We start from the raw sequence: 14,038 nt of genomic DNA, 5'->3' as shown, positions 1-14,038 counted from the left end.
CGAATGGAAAATAGGCCGGCACCAAAAAAACTCTCGGAAGAGGCACGAAACAATCTGCGGAAGCAGTTTCTGATCGAAATTTGCGACACGGTAGGGATCGACCCCCGGATGAGCCCCTTGCGGTACAGCCGCGTCGACAAGATGACGAAGATCGTCACGCACCAGCTTTATGATGATTTCATGGAGTGCATGGATGAGGCCAAGATTGCCGACAGGTTTGTAACAAAAACCGCTTGGGTGAGAAAGGGCCTCGAGGCGTTGAAGGCCCGGCTTGAAAGCAGGGGGTTTAGCGGCCAGGTCAAGCGGCGATACGAAGTGTTTGCCGAGAAGATGGAGAAATTCAGACGGGTATGGAGCACCATCTGCAGCGGGAAGGGGCTGGATGAACGGGCGGAGTTTTCAACGCTTAATTTCTATAAAGTCGGGAAGCGCATCAGCGAGACGGAGTTCGAGCGCATCTTCGACGACTTCGAGGTAGAGGTCACCCGCAACTATGCCTACAGCGGCGGGAAGATGGCGGACATGTTCACCTCTAACCGGCGCTTGTTCGACCTCCTCACGACGGCGGGCGGCAGCAGCGAGTTTACAAAAGAGACTGTCAGTATCATCGAGCGCCTACTCAAGCGCGACGCTGAATCGCCGGAGATCTTCTTCTTGCTAAACTACAACCCGGTCGAGGTAAACGTTGCAGAAACCGAAGAGGAACTGCCGGGAGAAACCGACAGCGCGATCGAGAGCCCGAAAGTGGCCGGGATGATTTCGGGTACGCTCAAATAATGATCTCTCCCATTCCCAACGAACTGATCTACCGCACCGACCTTACCCTAATGGAACGGGCGATCATCCCCCTGGTGATCGCCAGGACGCTCGGCTGGGCGACGCGTACTGATGGTGTATCCGTTCCGGAACTGCAGGCAACCCTCGGCGGTGACCTTCGGCAGTTAACCCGGGGGCTGCACGACTTGTGCGGCAAGGGGATACTGCAGCAGAACCGGCGCAAGGAAGCAGGGGAGGTGACAATCCTGTACGGGCTCAACGCCTCCTTGGTGGAGCATATCAACGCCCCGGTATCCAACACGGTCTTGCCCGCGGTCCCCGTGAGTGCTCCCGCGTTGTCAAACCAGTTTATCGACATGCCGAACGACCGCTATGTGCTGCTGAACCAGAATGCGATCGATTTCATGGTGAAGGCGGGTTATGACGACCCATCGTCTATCTTTTCGGATTACGTTGATGAGTGCAGAAGCAACAATCCGAAGTCGATGGACTGGGACGCGCACTTCCGGACGTGGCTGCGCAATAAAACTTTTCGGAAATCGAACGTCCCGGTCAACACAAAATACGTTGCGCTGCCGGACAGTCTCAAGCCGGATCCGGAGCAATTTAAGGCAGCGGAATATTTCTACCACCGGCATACGCAGATCAATAAGGGCTTTGCGGTTCCGAACAACATGCAGTATGAAGGCTACCAGATCCGGCTGATCGTCACCACCACGAACTATGACCTTAAGGACGTCGTGCGCTGTATCGACTGGCTGTTCTCTCCCAAAGGGGATTGGTATCGTCCGAACGTCACCAGCTGCGAGAAGCTGCGAGAGAAATTTGATTTCATCTATGGTCACACTGTCAGTTTCGCCCACGCACCAAGCGCTATCCCCGATGGTGTTAACCTTCTCGACGAGCTGAAAGAGACGGAGTAGGCGATTGTCGGCCTGAACCAGAAAACCCGATTCAGGCATTTTCGTTGCGCTGCAGGAGCGCTTCGCGTTTTAGAGTTATTTCTCCTTCGTTTGTTCCAAGCCACACCTTTCGCATTCGTAAAGATTCTTTTCGAGTTTGCTTGTTATACATTCATCCCTGCGGCCGGCGGGAACGCTTTCGAGGGTGTCATACTCCTCACCGCGACAGATGACCGTCCACTCGATCTCGGTGTCTAACAACTCATCGGCGGTCAGGCGCTTGCCGCAATTTTCGCATTCATCCATTTGTGATCCTTTGAATATGTATTTTTGGCTCTGCAGCTGCAAAACGGGCAGAGGCCAGGGTAGGAAGCCAGGGCGACAACAAAGAAAATACTGAAAATGGGAAAATTTAAAAATTACCAATACCATCATCGGCTTCCGTTACGCTTTCCGCGCGCGGGATCTCGTCGTGGTGAAAGGTGGCTGCTTACACAGCCTTGTGGAAAATACGGCGTTTTTAGACGCGAATAGAGCATAGCCTCTATCTGCACAATTCTACCGTATTGCCTTGTACGCAGTCAAGGCTTTTGCGCCGCCGGCCACTACGAAAATAATTGCGGGTTGCTCAATCTCAGGCAGTAAAGTACAATTTGAGCTACTATTCCGGGAGGATCAGAAATGGCTGATATTCCAATCATAGATGAAGAGTACAGAGACCTCTTTGTCAAAACGATTGTTGAAAAAGCGGAGCTCGAGCCTAACGACATGCACATCGCCTACCATGAGTTCGATGCGCATAAAGAGGCCGTCGGCGAAGAATTTGTCGGTGATCCGCAGTTTGAGGCGCTGGAGTGCCTTTCATATTGGACGGCATAATCCGCCGTCTCCCGCTTGAAGAGGTGTTGTAAATGGTTGACATTGATCAGATTGTTCCCGGACTCGAAGAGAAGTACGGGGAGGCATTGACCGCGCGCGAAAAAGAGATTGTCGCAGGTCTTTACGGTGATTTTGGCGTCGAAAGGGAAGCCCTGAAAGATATGTATGTCGAAATGTATGCCTATCGCATAAACGAACCCGAGGCCGCCATGCAGCAATTTGTTGATCGCGTCGACAAGGGAGAGATCCGCAGCAAGAAAACGTATGCGCAGTTCAAAGAACTCTTGGCGCAAGAGTAGGGGGAAGACATGAAAGAGAGATTTTGGCCGGAGCGTGGCGAGATCGGTGTAGACGGCAAGCTGTTGACGTTCATGTTTATGAATGTTCCCGGCTTTATCATCATCTCGGGCTACTTCGTGATGGACCTGCTGCACCGGATCCCGGCAGCGGAAAGCAAAAGTGCGATGCTCGAAATGATTGTAGGGTTTGCCGTGGCGAATATTTCAGCGGTGATGCTCTTTCTGCGTGTTGAGCGCCAGGGAAGGCCATTTGTCCCTCATATTCTCTGGAGGGGTGTCGAATACTGTGAGTGTGGATTTGCCCTTCTTGCGGTACGCATGACGTGGTTTGTCGCGCTTGTATACATCGCCTTTCTGGTCCACTCCTTGTGAAAGCTTTCATAACCTCACGCAAGGACGACGGCATGGCGCTGAGTGAAGAACACCAGAAGATGCTCGATGAAGTAAATGTCGAGATGGGTCGCGTACGTGATGTTCATGCAACGAGGCATATCATATTTTTTAATGGTGACTACTTCTATGGCGCACTCACTGATGTGATTCCCGAAGAGTTGATATTTGAAGTGAAGCTTTCGAGCGGCTACATTAATAAGCCGAGGTCCGGCTTATCAATGGGACGCACTATGCTCGCAACGGTTGAAGCCGCTATCGTTGATATACCACATGCTATGCGGTATACCCTCCCGAGAAGCCTAGCCTGGTCAGATGAAGCCTTCCTGTTGAGATACTTCGGGAAGGTTTGCGTCCGCTCAGAAGATATATGCTTCATACGTCCCTATGAAAAAGGCTACCTTGAAGGCTACCTTTTCGGGCCTCCGGTTGATGCGCATAATCATTTGACAAAGTCGAGCCAATCCCCTGGCGACGAGAAGGTCGCCAGCGACGACATTCTGAAAGTGGATCTCAATCAGCCCCCTCAATTCCCAATCGCCTAACTACCCTCGGCACCGCCAGCGGGGCGATCCCGCACCACCTCATGACTTCCCATCACATAATGCTATTAAAGTGCCTCCCGCGCCCGAATGAAGGTAGCATTGGTCAGATTTTTTAAGGAGGTGCGGCATGCACATTACATTACTGGTAGATGACCGGAAAGCCCTTGGGGGCTTGGCGAAAAAGTGCGCCGAGGCGATGAATACGACAGTGGAAGAAGTCTATACCGAGGACTTTGAAGTGAGCGATGCAGGCTTCTCGCTCGAGAACGGATATCATGTGCAGATTGCGACCTATATGAAGGCCCCCTTCTTGCTCAAGCACTTCGACGGATCGGTGTCGAAGGATATCAGTGAACACGAAGACGAAGGTGCGCTTGTCGAAGCGTTCGTTGCCCTTGGCAAACAGGCTGCCGGCACAGCGGGGACAAAGTGATGTACGACTTCAACTTCGAGAACACCCCCGTGAATGATCACCGTATCGTTTGCGAGAGTGACCCGTCATGGTTCCACATCGAGAGAAGCGCAGAGGATCCCCACCGCTACGAACTTCATGTCACGGTAGACCGCAGCATCTTCAAGATCGCGGACGGCTCCCTGCCGTGGTGTAAGCAGATGGCGTACAAGGCGGCATGCATGCTCGAGAGCATAATGGCCAAGCACCCCGACTATGACACCGCGGGCATCCTGACGCTGCCCGAAAGCGATCAGTATCGCGTGTGGCAAGGGCGCACCGAGTGGAGCGACCCGTTTGAGGTGACGACGGAGTGAGCGGCAGCCGTGCCGTCAAGGGGTTGTTGCGACACTACAGGTCGGCCCCGATCGTGTGCTCCAGGCCGAAGCGCCACCGCAGCAGCTGCTCGGCATCTGCATAGCACTGTTTCTTCAGCTTATCATCGTTTCTCATGACGAGCTTGATCCGGACGTGCTGCAGGCCGTTTGATACGTCACTCATACCCAGGCGGTGGTTGGCGTGCTGCACGTTGAGCAAGTAGCGCGCCGCCTCGCGGAAATACTCCCTGTACGCCACGGACGCGGGGTCATTGTCGGTACGCTTGATCTCTTCGAAGTAGGCGCGAAATGCAAATCTATTAATATCGTTCGGGAAGAGTTTTCGGTGCGTTTTCATCGGGGTGTTCTTTTCGTGTCGTTCATCCGGCGAAGTATAGCGATTTCCGGCCAACCGCATTGCATTTTGCGCGATCTCCACCACGAATCCCCGCTACGCGATATACTCAATCAATACCACAAAACGAGGAGTACCTATGCCACAGGACATAGCCGCTGGCACGGAAGCTGTACCGGCACGCGAGAAGGTCGACAAGCTCAAAAGCGTGTGGCTTGCCGACCCGTGCTGGGATATCGACGACACCGAGGGCTTTGAACACTACCGCGAAGAGCTCAAAGCATTCAGGGAGGAGCAGGAGGCGAAGTGGGAGGCGCAGCGGGAACAGCGCGAGCGCGAAGCGATCGACGCCATGTGTACCATGCTTGGTACGGAGAACCGTGCGCTTGCGAAGCACTTTGTCGACATGCAAGGCCACTACGACAGAGTCATCAGCGAACAGGCGGAGGCGATCGAGCGTTTGAGCGATCGCATGTATGAGCTCGAGAGAGGATGAAATGAACTCCATTTCCAAAACGCTCACGGTGTCGCACGTTGCGCTCGGGCGCGTCAATTTCGTCGACGAGCTGGTGACGATCGAATATACACCTGCAGGGCAGGGGAGTGTCGCGGGGGATCCGCGCGGCACAGCAAGGAGTACATGATGCAGCAGCTGGTCAGAGTTTTTTTCACCCGCTATCCCTCGGGGGGTGACCGCCGCAACGCGGAAGTGCTTTTTTCTGAGTACATGACACGCGAGGAGTATGAAGGCCGCCGTGCCGCCCTCGACGCCGCGTTCGAGGAAACCAAGTGCGACGTCGCCCCCGCCGTCATTGTCGAGAAGATTGAAAAGCTGCCGCGCGGCGCCAGGCGCAATGACTTCAAGCCGACCGGCGATATCGTATACTCCAACGAGTACCCACACGAGCTTGGCCGGAAAAGCCGCTACGGCGCCGGGCAAAGATTGTGCCGCATGCTTGAGCGCAGAGATCCGGAGCATGAGTACCACTACTGGGGGCGCATCGAGATCCTGCCCGAAGGTTTCCTTTACAGCTTCTGCCTTTCTACGGCAGAGCGGATGGACGACGAGGACAAAGCGCGCTACCTCAAAGCAAAAGTGGCGGGGCGCAAGGCCGCCATCACCCGCGCCATCAACAAGGCGAAGGCTGTACGTCAGCGATATCGCAGCAGCCTGTTCCCCGATCAGTACAAAAGCGACCCGGTATACATTCGTCACCTGCAGAGCCTCCCCGTGAAGCGCGCACGGCTTCACCAGGCCGCCGCCCTCGACCCCGCTACGCTGCCGGACCTTAAACATGAGGCGGACGGCCACATGGCCGGTCTTCGCTATGCGAATTTGTGCCCCGGGGATCGTGCAGTATGGTGAGGTACAAAAACACGACACTCTTTTTTGGCAACAACGGCGCCCCACGCTTTTTTTCAACACCGCTATGCTATAGTGGCGCCAAGGACCAACTTTCGCAAACGCGCCATGCGTATTTTTACTAAAGGCATACCTATGCAGACGGTCCAACCACCACACATCGATCTTCACGTAGATTTCCCGGACGGGGTCTCTATCACCCTCCAGGCCTCCGGCATCACCGACGTCAACAACACCCTGATGGCGAGCAGCGACAACCAGCTCACCCTCAAGGCCTACCACCTTCTCGCACAGCGGCTCGAACAGATGATGGCGCAGCTGGAGCTGCGGGCGACCCGCTACACCAACGAACGCATCATGCGCCAGGTCTCCGCCGGCGACGGGGAGGCACAGCAATGAGACTCGTCGAGCGTTATGCGCGCGACGTCGCTCTTTTCTCCTTACTGCTGGATCCCGGACGCTCCTTTGCCCTCGTCGCGGTCGCCGGTGCGGCCGACGCTCTGATTTTCCAGTCAACCGGGAGCGCGTGGCCCCGCTATGCCCTGATGTTTCTCGTCCTTTGCATTTCATTCCTCTCCACTGTACGGTTTCTTGGCCTCCGTATCCCCGAAGGGTACCGCCCGGAGGTACGGATCATCGCCTCCCGCATGCACTGGGACGGACGGCCGCCTCTGGAGGGCCTGGGCCGCATGCTGAAGCTCAAGGCGGCACTCTGCGCCGCGGCGCTTCTCTTCACCTTTATCACCGTAAGCGTTCTGTACAGCATGATCGCAAAGGGCTTGATTACGCCCTGACGGCTCTTCCATAGATTGACGTTCATGACATGCGTTCTATGAGCGTCAATGCCTTTTGTTCGATATTGATCGAAAAATCGCTTCGCGCAAACCACCTCTTTCAAGGGGTGGATACGCGCAGCATTGCCGCAGGCAATAAAAATACGATGCATGCAAGGTTTGGGCAAAATAGGGTCATGGAAAAGATCGTCCACCGCGCCTACAAATACCGACTTTCACCGAGCGCCGAACAGGCTGCCGTGCTCATGGGGTGGGCGGACGCCAAGCGGTTTGTGTGGAACAAGGCGCTGGCGCTGTGCGAGACGAGACTTTCCAACGGCCATCTGGAGGCTTAGAGCTATTTTTTTGAACGATGTTCGTACTGGTACTTTCCGATACTCAAAAAGATGCCAATGGCTGCCAGTATTGATAGAACAATTTCGCCTGGTGTCATTTCCATCGGATCATCCTTTTTTGAACGCATAATAGCACCTGTGATCAGGGGCAGTATAGCGTCAATTATAACGTACTGAGTGTCATAAAGGTTCTCCAACTCCGCCGAGACAAACGAGGGGAGTCTATCGCATTTGTCCTGCTTCGAAACCCTCATTGCATGCCGCCGTTTTAGAGCGGCAGTTGCACCCATTGTGCTAAAATTCAGGCCACTACGACAGAAGGGCGCCTTTTGACAATCACTATTTCGGATATGACTCTCAAAGATATCAAGGAGTGGAACACGAGTTTCAAGCGCTTCCGTACCGATAATGATACTGAGTGGAATTGGTACAAAATCTACGCTCTTTCCGCCATTATGAAGGTCGGCGGCCAAGAAACGGTCAATATGGTTCTTCGGGCAAACAATACCATTATCGGCATGGCCGTCGTTGCATTTAATTACCCATGTACTCTCCCTCACTCTGCCATAAACAGGCGCCGGGGGTGCGTCGTCCCCTCGCAGGGCGACTCGACACTCATCCCATCGTTTCTTTGGTACATCAATAAGGCACCTATAGCCAATAAACTTGAAAAAGCGGGTGAGTTCTCATTTGGTGTCGGCGAACAGTTCTTTGATGAAATCGTCAAGAGGGTGCAGGCGGCCGGTTCAAACAGCCCATTCCCTTTCTGGTTACACGCGGATCCTTCCGGGGGGAACGGACTGTTCAACTACTACTTGAAAAAAGGGTTCTGCCAGTGTGATTCGAGTGTTAAACTGAGCACACTAAAATTTGTTCGTAAGAATGATGCACGTTATATGTATTATAATACCCTCAGAACCAAAGGAGTCTCCAATGCTTATTGATCACGAATTGGAAGCAGGGCTCGATGCTCTGCTGTCCAAAGGTGACGGTCTGACCGAGGAAGACGTTGTTGCCTTTGCAAAAAAAATAGCACCACTCGTTGACCCCCACAAGATTATTGCTTCCGGCGGCGGCGCCGCGGGTTTTGAGAGCGAATACCCCCAGGATATGGTAGAGGCCAAATCAGTCTACCTCACAACCACTGTAAATCCCAGGACGCAGAGAACGATTACAGTGGCCAGGGCAAATAGACATGCTCACGCGGGGGTCGTCCGCTCAAATGTCAGAGTTCCCGCATTCGCCACTGCATCCGTAGAACGGGACGTATCCCTCGAATTTATCCCCACCCGGGGGAATCCGATCGGTGAAATAGTGGTGCACAGCTCGTCAGGGAAAGTTAGTAGCAAGAGGACAAAAAACCTTGTCCGTGTGGCAATCTCCAAAGGGCGTTTCAAAATAGACGGTCAGCCCGTTTCCCCCAACATGAAGATCAGCAAACAGCACGTAGACCGGCGTATCGTTTTCAAATCCGCAAAAGGGCAGATTGTAGAGGTTTCGGTCGGGGAAGAAATGGAGGGGTTGACGATCAAAAATGCCCTGCGAGAGCTTGCGTAACTGCAGTCTTCCTGTGTATCGGTACAACCGATGAGCATCTACCAAAACGCCATCGACTCCATCCGGATGGGTGTTGAGGACTTTGCCTCGGAGGATCCCGCCCGTTCACTCTCCGCGGTCAGAAACATCATGGCCGGTATTGTCCTGCTTTACAAGGAGAAACTCCGCCTCCTCTCCCCTGCTGATCAACCTGAACTCCTTGTCTGGCAAAAAACAAAGCCCGGCCCCGACGGAGTGCCCGTCCCGGACAAAACGAAAAATACCGTCAACATCGATACGATCAAAAAGCGGCTGGTCGCCAACGGCGTCGACGTCCACTGGTCACGGTTCGACAGCGCGATAAAGCTTCGGCAATCGGTCGAGCACTACTATACGGGACACTCCCCCGACGCCGTGCGGGAGATCATCGCTTCATCGTTTCTGCTGATCAGAGATTTTCTGACCGAACACCTCGAGAGCGAACCTGCCACCGCCCTCGGAGAAGCAGCCTGGTCAAAACTGCTCGAAACAGGCGAAGTGTTCGACGCGGAGAAATTGAAATGTAATCGTTCGCTGAGGTGCGTTGATTGGGGGTACGACCTCATCAACGAGCATCTTGACGCAATGCACTGCTCTTCCTGCGGATCCTCGTTGGTGGTACTTGAAGCTGAAGACCCGGGCTCACCCGGCGACACCATGCTGCGCTGCCGGCAATGCAATACCCGCTTCCTGTTCTGCGATATCGTCGAGGCCTTCGTCGCAGAGGTGCTGGAGACCGAGGCCTTTATGGCGATGAAGGATGGCGGAGAAGCCCCCTACACCACCTGCCCGAGATGCGACATGGATACCTACCTCATCGAGGAGAATCTCTGCGTAAGCTGCGACTACACCGCCACCGATTCCGTGTGCATCGTATGCGACAGCCCTTTAACCTTTGAAGAACGGTCCCGGGGCGGAGTCTGCGATCGTTGTGACTATGAGCAGTATCTACGTCAGCAGGAAGGCGATGCCCCCAAGGAGTGACCTCCAATTGCTCATCACGGCGTTGCCTTGGCTTCGAAGACTTTAAGAAGGGGTAAAACGCGTGACTTTTCCGCGGTTGGTTGCCCCGAATAGGTATCTAAAAAGGCACTTCCTCGTCCGGATCCGGGACAATGAACTCTTCGGTGCATTTGTCACAAACCATCCAGGGCAACTGCTTTGGCCCCGACGTTCCCCATTTCGTATAGGTCCCGCCGCAGCTGCAGTGCCATATCCCGTCGACGACTTTGATTTCGCGCTTCATCGTCATGTAGGTACCGTTTTCGTACCCGGGCAGCTTGTGCTTGCTGATAGGAGCGCTTAACCGCGGTCCGTTGCCATTAAGCCATTGTGCCGGCCGCCGCACAACGCGATCCGGTTTTCTCGTTTTTGGCCGTCTCAGGAAATGCAGCAGTCTCATGCCGCGTTCAAGCCTCCGTTGCCAGAACGGCGCGTCAAAACGCCCGAAACTGTGTTTGAGGTGTTCGCGGATCCTCGCCGCATCCTCGGCCGGGGCCGGATTGCGCTGGGTACGTTTCTCGAAATAGAGAAAGGCCCGTTTGAACCCGAGCGCGGCGAAAATATGGGTGTCGTATTTCTTCCCCAACCAGAGATAGGGGGTTTGGGCGGCATCTTTGGCCAGGTACTCGAAAACGTCCTCATCCTTTCCAAGACCGAGGTGTTTTTGCAAGCAGCTCCCACCGACGCCGACGGCGTGCCCTGTTCGACGGTTCTGCACCCTGTAAAGCTTCCTTACCCCTGTTTTGCCGCAGGCGCAGGTCGAGGGCTCCTGCAGGTATTCGACGCCGATGAGGTCCCACTCTTCCGGGCGGTAGTCGCCGGCGGAGAGCAGGTTCATCCGTTCGGTAAATAAATCGTCGTATCTTTTGCTTTTGCGGTAGTCGCCAGGGCCGAAAGCCGCATCGAAAAGCTGCTGCTGCAGAGCGTCGTCTATAGGGCTAAAGAGGGTGCCGCCAACGCTGATCCATTCAAATGTGTGCATGGGTTATTTTACATTACCCTAGGCAACAATCGTATTGCTGGTCGATGTGGGCGACGAAGGAGGCGGCCATGCCTGAAAGTCGCACCGCCAACATAGTTTGAGATTATCCCCGGGAACGGCGGCATCGGCATTTGAGGGCTTTGTTCAGCTTTGAAGAGTAGAATTGAGACCATCAATAAAAAAAGGATTTTCATGGAAACATTTGGCGCAAGCGTTCACTACGATGATCTCAAAGGGAGTGTCGCGATGGATGAGGCTCACAACAAGGGGATTCACGAATTTGCTAAAGAGAACGGAATAGATACCACCCGCTATTTTCCGATAGCTATCGATATCTGGAGTAGCGAGCAGCGTTTGGATATCACTGTCGTCACTATTGATGTAGAAGCCGAGGGGATCGGCGCCGGCGAGTATGATACGGTCAAGAGCTATATCGACGCGGCTGACCCCGTTATCGTGAAGCGTTTTGACACAGACGCCACCCTCGCCGATTTTTTGAAACACTGGAAGCTTTTTAACCTGTTCGCCACAAAGATTGATGGTCTCGAGGGGAAAACGTATACCCAGCGGTAGGGTTATATTATGCAAGCAGATCCAGAGCGCTGCCGTACGGGCGTTATTATAAAGGAGTGACATGACCCCCACCGAATACATGGAGAAAGAGACCCGTCTAGGACAAATCGAGCAGAAGCTCAAGCAAATGAGCGATGAGGACCGTATTGACATGGTGGCGGTACTGGAGCTCCGGGAGGAAGCCCGGGCCATCGTTATTGATATGAGAAAGTTCCTGGACGAAAACTTCAAGAACCTGCAGCAGTGAATCCCCCCGCCACCGTCACCCTCGAACAGTTCCAAGAGAAGGTAAACTCTCTCCTCCAAAGCAACGTCGACCTCTTCCGAGGCATGCTCATTACCGACGTTTCCATCCCCGGTACGCTCGAATGTAACGGAAAGCCCTTTTTTCAAGGGAGCACACGCGAAGAGGGCATTATCCGCGGCATCAGCTTCTATATCCCCTGCGACGTCATTCAACGGTTCCTGCAGGCCTACCCGGAGCATCAGGGCGATGCCAAATTCGATGTGCGCATCAAGGACGTCCGGATCAACCGCTACAACACCACCATCCAGATCACCGTTGACGAGCTGCGGGAGACCGGCGTATCCAACCGCGAACTGCTGAAACGGCGGCTGGATGCCTATTGCCGCGCCAATGGCGTGTATGAACGCCCAAAACGTCCCCTGCCGCCGCTGGTGCTCCGGGTACTTGCCCTCACGAGCCGGAGTTCGACGATCCAGACCGATATCGGCGAGAACATCGGACTCACCAACCCTAATGCGGTCGAAATTGCATTTTGCGAAAGCTCCGAAGCGATCGCCGGTGCGATCGGCGCGGCGGATCCCGACCGGCATGACCTCGTGGTGCTCTACCGCGGGGGCCGGGAGGACGACGCGATGGATATGTTCTCGGAAGAAAGCATTATCGCCGCGATCGCCGCCGCCAAGCTACCCGTCGCCGTCGCCCTGGGGCACGAGGTGGACCGCCCCTTTATCTACAACGTGGCTGACGTGTGCGCTGATACCCCAAGCGCCTTTGCGAAGATGATACACACCCACAACCTGCAGCGCAGGGACGAGTACTTCCACCTGCTGAAGAGCATCGGAGAAAGCAATCGCTTTTTCGCCGCCGGCGCACGACACCGCCTCGATGCGCGGCAGAAGGGAGTGGAAAACAACAGCCACACCTGCGGCGCCCGCGAGTACGACCGTCTCCGGACCGCTGCACGTTTTTTCGAGCAGCTGCCGGAACTGTCGGCCAGTCTGCAGCACAGGCTGGAGCGGCGCGGCATTACCATCAAGAGTGAGCTGCTTGCGCTTGCGGCGGCCAGCCGCAGCCGCCTATCGAGCCGCGATGACCGGATCGGCGCGCATCTGCGTACCACCCGCGACGCTTTCAAGAACAAGGTCAGGGGCAAAATGGACCAGATTCAAGCCAACGTCGCCGCGATTCTTACCAGGCGACAGAACGTCTTGCAAATGATCGAACGCAACCTGCAGGGGCATCAAGACGCTATCGTTCAGCACAAGCGCGCTGTGCTTAACGTCGCCGGCGCCGCCGTCACGTCCGGGGTTGTATTACTGCGGCACCAGGCCGAGACGCACATCGATGCCTTGTCGCGCGAAATCAACGCCACTGCGGCCGCGCTCGATATGAAGGCAAAAGCAGAAACCGAACGGCAGCAGGAACGAAAACGTAATCTTCTGCTTGCCGCCGGTGCCGTTCTTGTGATACTGGCCCTTGCCGGCGCCGTCGTCTATCTTCTGCTCATGCGAGGGTAGACGGGTCTTATAAGAGTAGACGCGATGCCAGAAAAATGTCCCCTCGTTTCGGTAAAATAGCTTAGACTCACAAAAGGAGATCCGCCATGTACCCCTATACCATCAGGAGCATGCACGATGGCGTCGGGACCATCTTGGCCTACGCCGGCGTTTCACTCTCGAAACCTCATCCGAAAACACCGCCCGAACGTATCGCGCACCTTCAAAAACGTCTCGATGAGCTGAAGCAGCAGATGGTGAAGGACGGCCATTTGACGCTCTGCAGTTTTGAAGAGGAGGACGACCTGCTTGCGCTGACGGGCGTGGCCGAACACGCCATCGAGGAGCAGCTGCTGCTATGCGCGTCTACAGCGTCGCTCAATAACGATCAAAGTACGAAGATGCTGCGAAAGGACTACGCCGCCGTCAAAGGGTTCTATGAGACGATCAGCTCGAAGGGGAAGGAGGCGATCAGGGATTACTACATCCGTAACGGGATCGATGATGATATCCTTTTCGATGAGATCATTCGCGCACTGCAGAGCACGCACCCCGATGATGGGACCAGACTCATCGGCGATGAACTCAAAGATGAACTGAGGGGGATGCTGCTCAAATCGGCCAGGGAAAGGCTGAGTATATCCGAAGGTGATCCCGCGTAAATAATCCCTCCATCACTGCTTCTGGCGGCGGGATTCCCTTATTCCTCTCCGATTTAATATATGCATGATTGCACGCGTTTTTTCTTTCATCTAC

At 54.7% G+C, this 14,038-nt stretch carries 24 protein-coding genes; 21 read left to right on the top strand and 3 right to left on the bottom strand.

Annotated features, from left to right (window positions below; all coding sequences use genetic code 11):
• Positions 1-3: 3 nt before the first annotated feature.
• Together ACXWTF_RS12770 and ACXWTF_RS12765 are read left to right on the top strand one after the other, a co-directional pair.
• Positions 4-777 carry a hypothetical protein gene (locus tag ACXWTF_RS12770; protein WP_461715372.1) on the top strand — a complete coding sequence of 258 codons (774 nt, stop codon included), beginning with the start codon at positions 4-6 and terminating at the stop codon, positions 775-777.
• The gene (locus ACXWTF_RS12765) at positions 777-1,700 is read left to right on the top strand and encodes a hypothetical protein (RefSeq protein WP_461715371.1); all 924 of its coding nucleotides are present in this window, start codon (positions 777-779) and stop codon (positions 1,698-1,700) included. The genes ACXWTF_RS12770 and ACXWTF_RS12765 overlap by 1 nt, the downstream gene beginning before the upstream one ends.
• 75 nt (positions 1,701-1,775) lie before the next feature.
• On the opposite strand, the gene ACXWTF_RS12760 is transcribed toward ACXWTF_RS12765, so the two are convergent.
• A complete protein-coding gene (locus ACXWTF_RS12760; protein WP_461715370.1) occupies positions 1,776-1,985 on the bottom strand; it encodes a hypothetical protein in 210 nt (69 codons plus the stop codon).
• A gap of 375 nt (positions 1,986-2,360) precedes the next feature.
• Here ACXWTF_RS12760 and ACXWTF_RS12755 point away from each other — a divergent pair, with 375 nt between their 5' ends.
• The 6 genes from ACXWTF_RS12755 (at position 2,361) to ACXWTF_RS12730 (ending at position 4,560) form a co-directional block, all read left to right on the top strand.
• Positions 2,361-2,558, top strand: coding sequence for a hypothetical protein (locus tag ACXWTF_RS12755; protein ID WP_461715369.1), 198 nt, complete (start codon positions 2,361-2,363; stop codon positions 2,556-2,558).
• A gap of 32 nt (positions 2,559-2,590) precedes the next feature.
• Positions 2,591-2,857 (top strand): hypothetical protein, encoded by a 267-nt coding sequence (locus tag ACXWTF_RS12750; protein ID WP_461715368.1) that lies wholly within the window; start codon positions 2,591-2,593, stop codon positions 2,855-2,857.
• A gap of 9 nt (positions 2,858-2,866) precedes the next feature.
• Complete coding sequence (locus ACXWTF_RS12745; protein WP_461715367.1) at positions 2,867-3,229, top strand: hypothetical protein; 363 nt, start codon at positions 2,867-2,869, stop codon at positions 3,227-3,229.
• 32 nt (positions 3,230-3,261) lie between these two features.
• Positions 3,262-3,792 carry a hypothetical protein gene (locus ACXWTF_RS12740; protein WP_461715366.1) on the top strand — a complete coding sequence of 177 codons (531 nt, stop codon included), beginning with the start codon at positions 3,262-3,264 and terminating at the stop codon, positions 3,790-3,792.
• A gap of 127 nt (positions 3,793-3,919) precedes the next feature.
• Positions 3,920-4,225, top strand: coding sequence for a hypothetical protein (locus ACXWTF_RS12735; protein ID WP_461715365.1), 306 nt, complete (start codon positions 3,920-3,922; stop codon positions 4,223-4,225).
• On the top strand, positions 4,222-4,560 hold the full coding sequence (locus ACXWTF_RS12730) for a hypothetical protein (protein WP_461715364.1): 339 nt from the start codon (positions 4,222-4,224) through the stop codon (positions 4,558-4,560). Before ACXWTF_RS12735 ends, ACXWTF_RS12730 begins: the two co-directional genes overlap by 4 nt.
• A 34-nt stretch (positions 4,561-4,594) precedes the next feature.
• Here the strand turns inward: ACXWTF_RS12730 and ACXWTF_RS12725 are convergent, their stop codons facing one another.
• On the bottom strand, positions 4,595-4,918 hold the full coding sequence (locus tag ACXWTF_RS12725; RefSeq protein ID WP_461715363.1) for a hypothetical protein: 324 nt from the start codon (positions 4,916-4,918) through the stop codon (positions 4,595-4,597).
• Positions 4,919-5,054: 136 nt separating this feature from the next.
• On the opposite strand from ACXWTF_RS12725, the gene ACXWTF_RS12720 reads away from it, so the two are divergent.
• From ACXWTF_RS12720 to ACXWTF_RS12680, 9 genes are all read left to right on the top strand, one after another.
• Positions 5,055-5,411 (top strand): hypothetical protein, encoded by a 357-nt coding sequence (locus ACXWTF_RS12720; protein ID WP_461715362.1) that lies wholly within the window; start codon positions 5,055-5,057, stop codon positions 5,409-5,411.
• A 1-nt stretch (position 5,412) separates the two neighbouring features.
• A complete protein-coding gene (locus tag ACXWTF_RS12715; protein ID WP_461715361.1) occupies positions 5,413-5,559 on the top strand; it encodes a hypothetical protein in 147 nt (48 codons plus the stop codon).
• Positions 5,559-6,281: a hypothetical protein gene (locus ACXWTF_RS12710; RefSeq protein ID WP_461715360.1), complete on the top strand. Its 723-nt coding sequence runs from the start codon at positions 5,559-5,561 to the stop codon at positions 6,279-6,281. The genes ACXWTF_RS12715 and ACXWTF_RS12710 overlap by 1 nt, the downstream gene beginning before the upstream one ends.
• A 132-nt stretch (positions 6,282-6,413) precedes the next feature.
• Positions 6,414-6,677 (top strand): hypothetical protein, encoded by a 264-nt coding sequence (locus tag ACXWTF_RS12705; protein ID WP_461715359.1) that lies wholly within the window; start codon positions 6,414-6,416, stop codon positions 6,675-6,677.
• On the top strand, positions 6,674-7,072 hold the full coding sequence (locus ACXWTF_RS12700; RefSeq protein ID WP_461715358.1) for a hypothetical protein: 399 nt from the start codon (positions 6,674-6,676) through the stop codon (positions 7,070-7,072). The genes ACXWTF_RS12705 and ACXWTF_RS12700 overlap by 4 nt, the downstream gene beginning before the upstream one ends.
• A 146-nt stretch (positions 7,073-7,218) precedes the next feature.
• Positions 7,219-7,407, top strand: coding sequence for a helix-turn-helix domain-containing protein (locus ACXWTF_RS12695; RefSeq protein WP_461715357.1), 189 nt, complete (start codon positions 7,219-7,221; stop codon positions 7,405-7,407).
• Between the two features lie 329 nt (positions 7,408-7,736).
• Positions 7,737-8,351 (top strand): hypothetical protein, encoded by a 615-nt coding sequence (locus tag ACXWTF_RS12690; RefSeq protein WP_461715356.1) that lies wholly within the window; start codon positions 7,737-7,739, stop codon positions 8,349-8,351.
• Positions 8,341-8,964: a hypothetical protein gene (locus tag ACXWTF_RS12685; RefSeq protein WP_461715355.1), complete on the top strand. Its 624-nt coding sequence runs from the start codon at positions 8,341-8,343 to the stop codon at positions 8,962-8,964. Before ACXWTF_RS12690 ends, ACXWTF_RS12685 begins: the two co-directional genes overlap by 11 nt.
• Before the next feature lie 30 nt (positions 8,965-8,994).
• Positions 8,995-9,966 (top strand): hypothetical protein, encoded by a 972-nt coding sequence (locus ACXWTF_RS12680; RefSeq protein ID WP_461715354.1) that lies wholly within the window; start codon positions 8,995-8,997, stop codon positions 9,964-9,966.
• 97 nt (positions 9,967-10,063) lie between these two features.
• Here ACXWTF_RS12680 and ACXWTF_RS12675 read toward each other — a convergent pair whose 3' ends face one another.
• Positions 10,064-10,966, bottom strand: a complete 903-nt coding sequence (locus ACXWTF_RS12675; protein ID WP_461715353.1) for a hypothetical protein — start codon at positions 10,964-10,966, stop codon at positions 10,064-10,066.
• A gap of 192 nt (positions 10,967-11,158) precedes the next feature.
• On the opposite strand from ACXWTF_RS12675, the gene ACXWTF_RS12670 reads away from it, so the two are divergent.
• The 4 genes from ACXWTF_RS12670 to ACXWTF_RS12655 all read left to right on the top strand — a co-directional run bounded on the left by ACXWTF_RS12670 (position 11,159) and on the right by ACXWTF_RS12655 (position 13,944).
• Positions 11,159-11,539: a hypothetical protein gene (locus tag ACXWTF_RS12670; protein ID WP_461715352.1), complete on the top strand. Its 381-nt coding sequence runs from the start codon at positions 11,159-11,161 to the stop codon at positions 11,537-11,539.
• Between the two features lie 61 nt (positions 11,540-11,600).
• Positions 11,601-11,786 carry a hypothetical protein gene (locus tag ACXWTF_RS12665; RefSeq protein WP_461715351.1) on the top strand — a complete coding sequence of 62 codons (186 nt, stop codon included), beginning with the start codon at positions 11,601-11,603 and terminating at the stop codon, positions 11,784-11,786.
• Complete coding sequence (locus ACXWTF_RS12660) at positions 11,783-13,303, top strand: exodeoxyribonuclease VII large subunit (protein WP_461715350.1); 1,521 nt, start codon at positions 11,783-11,785, stop codon at positions 13,301-13,303. Before ACXWTF_RS12665 ends, ACXWTF_RS12660 begins: the two co-directional genes overlap by 4 nt.
• 86 nt (positions 13,304-13,389) lie before the next feature.
• Positions 13,390-13,944 (top strand): hypothetical protein, encoded by a 555-nt coding sequence (locus tag ACXWTF_RS12655; protein ID WP_461715349.1) that lies wholly within the window; start codon positions 13,390-13,392, stop codon positions 13,942-13,944.
• Positions 13,945-14,038: the final 94 nt, after the last annotated feature.

Source organism: Thiomicrolovo sp. ZZH C-3, assembly GCF_054862725.1.
Note: the sequence above shows the minus strand (reverse complement) of the source record. Positions and strands in the feature narration are given on the sequence as shown.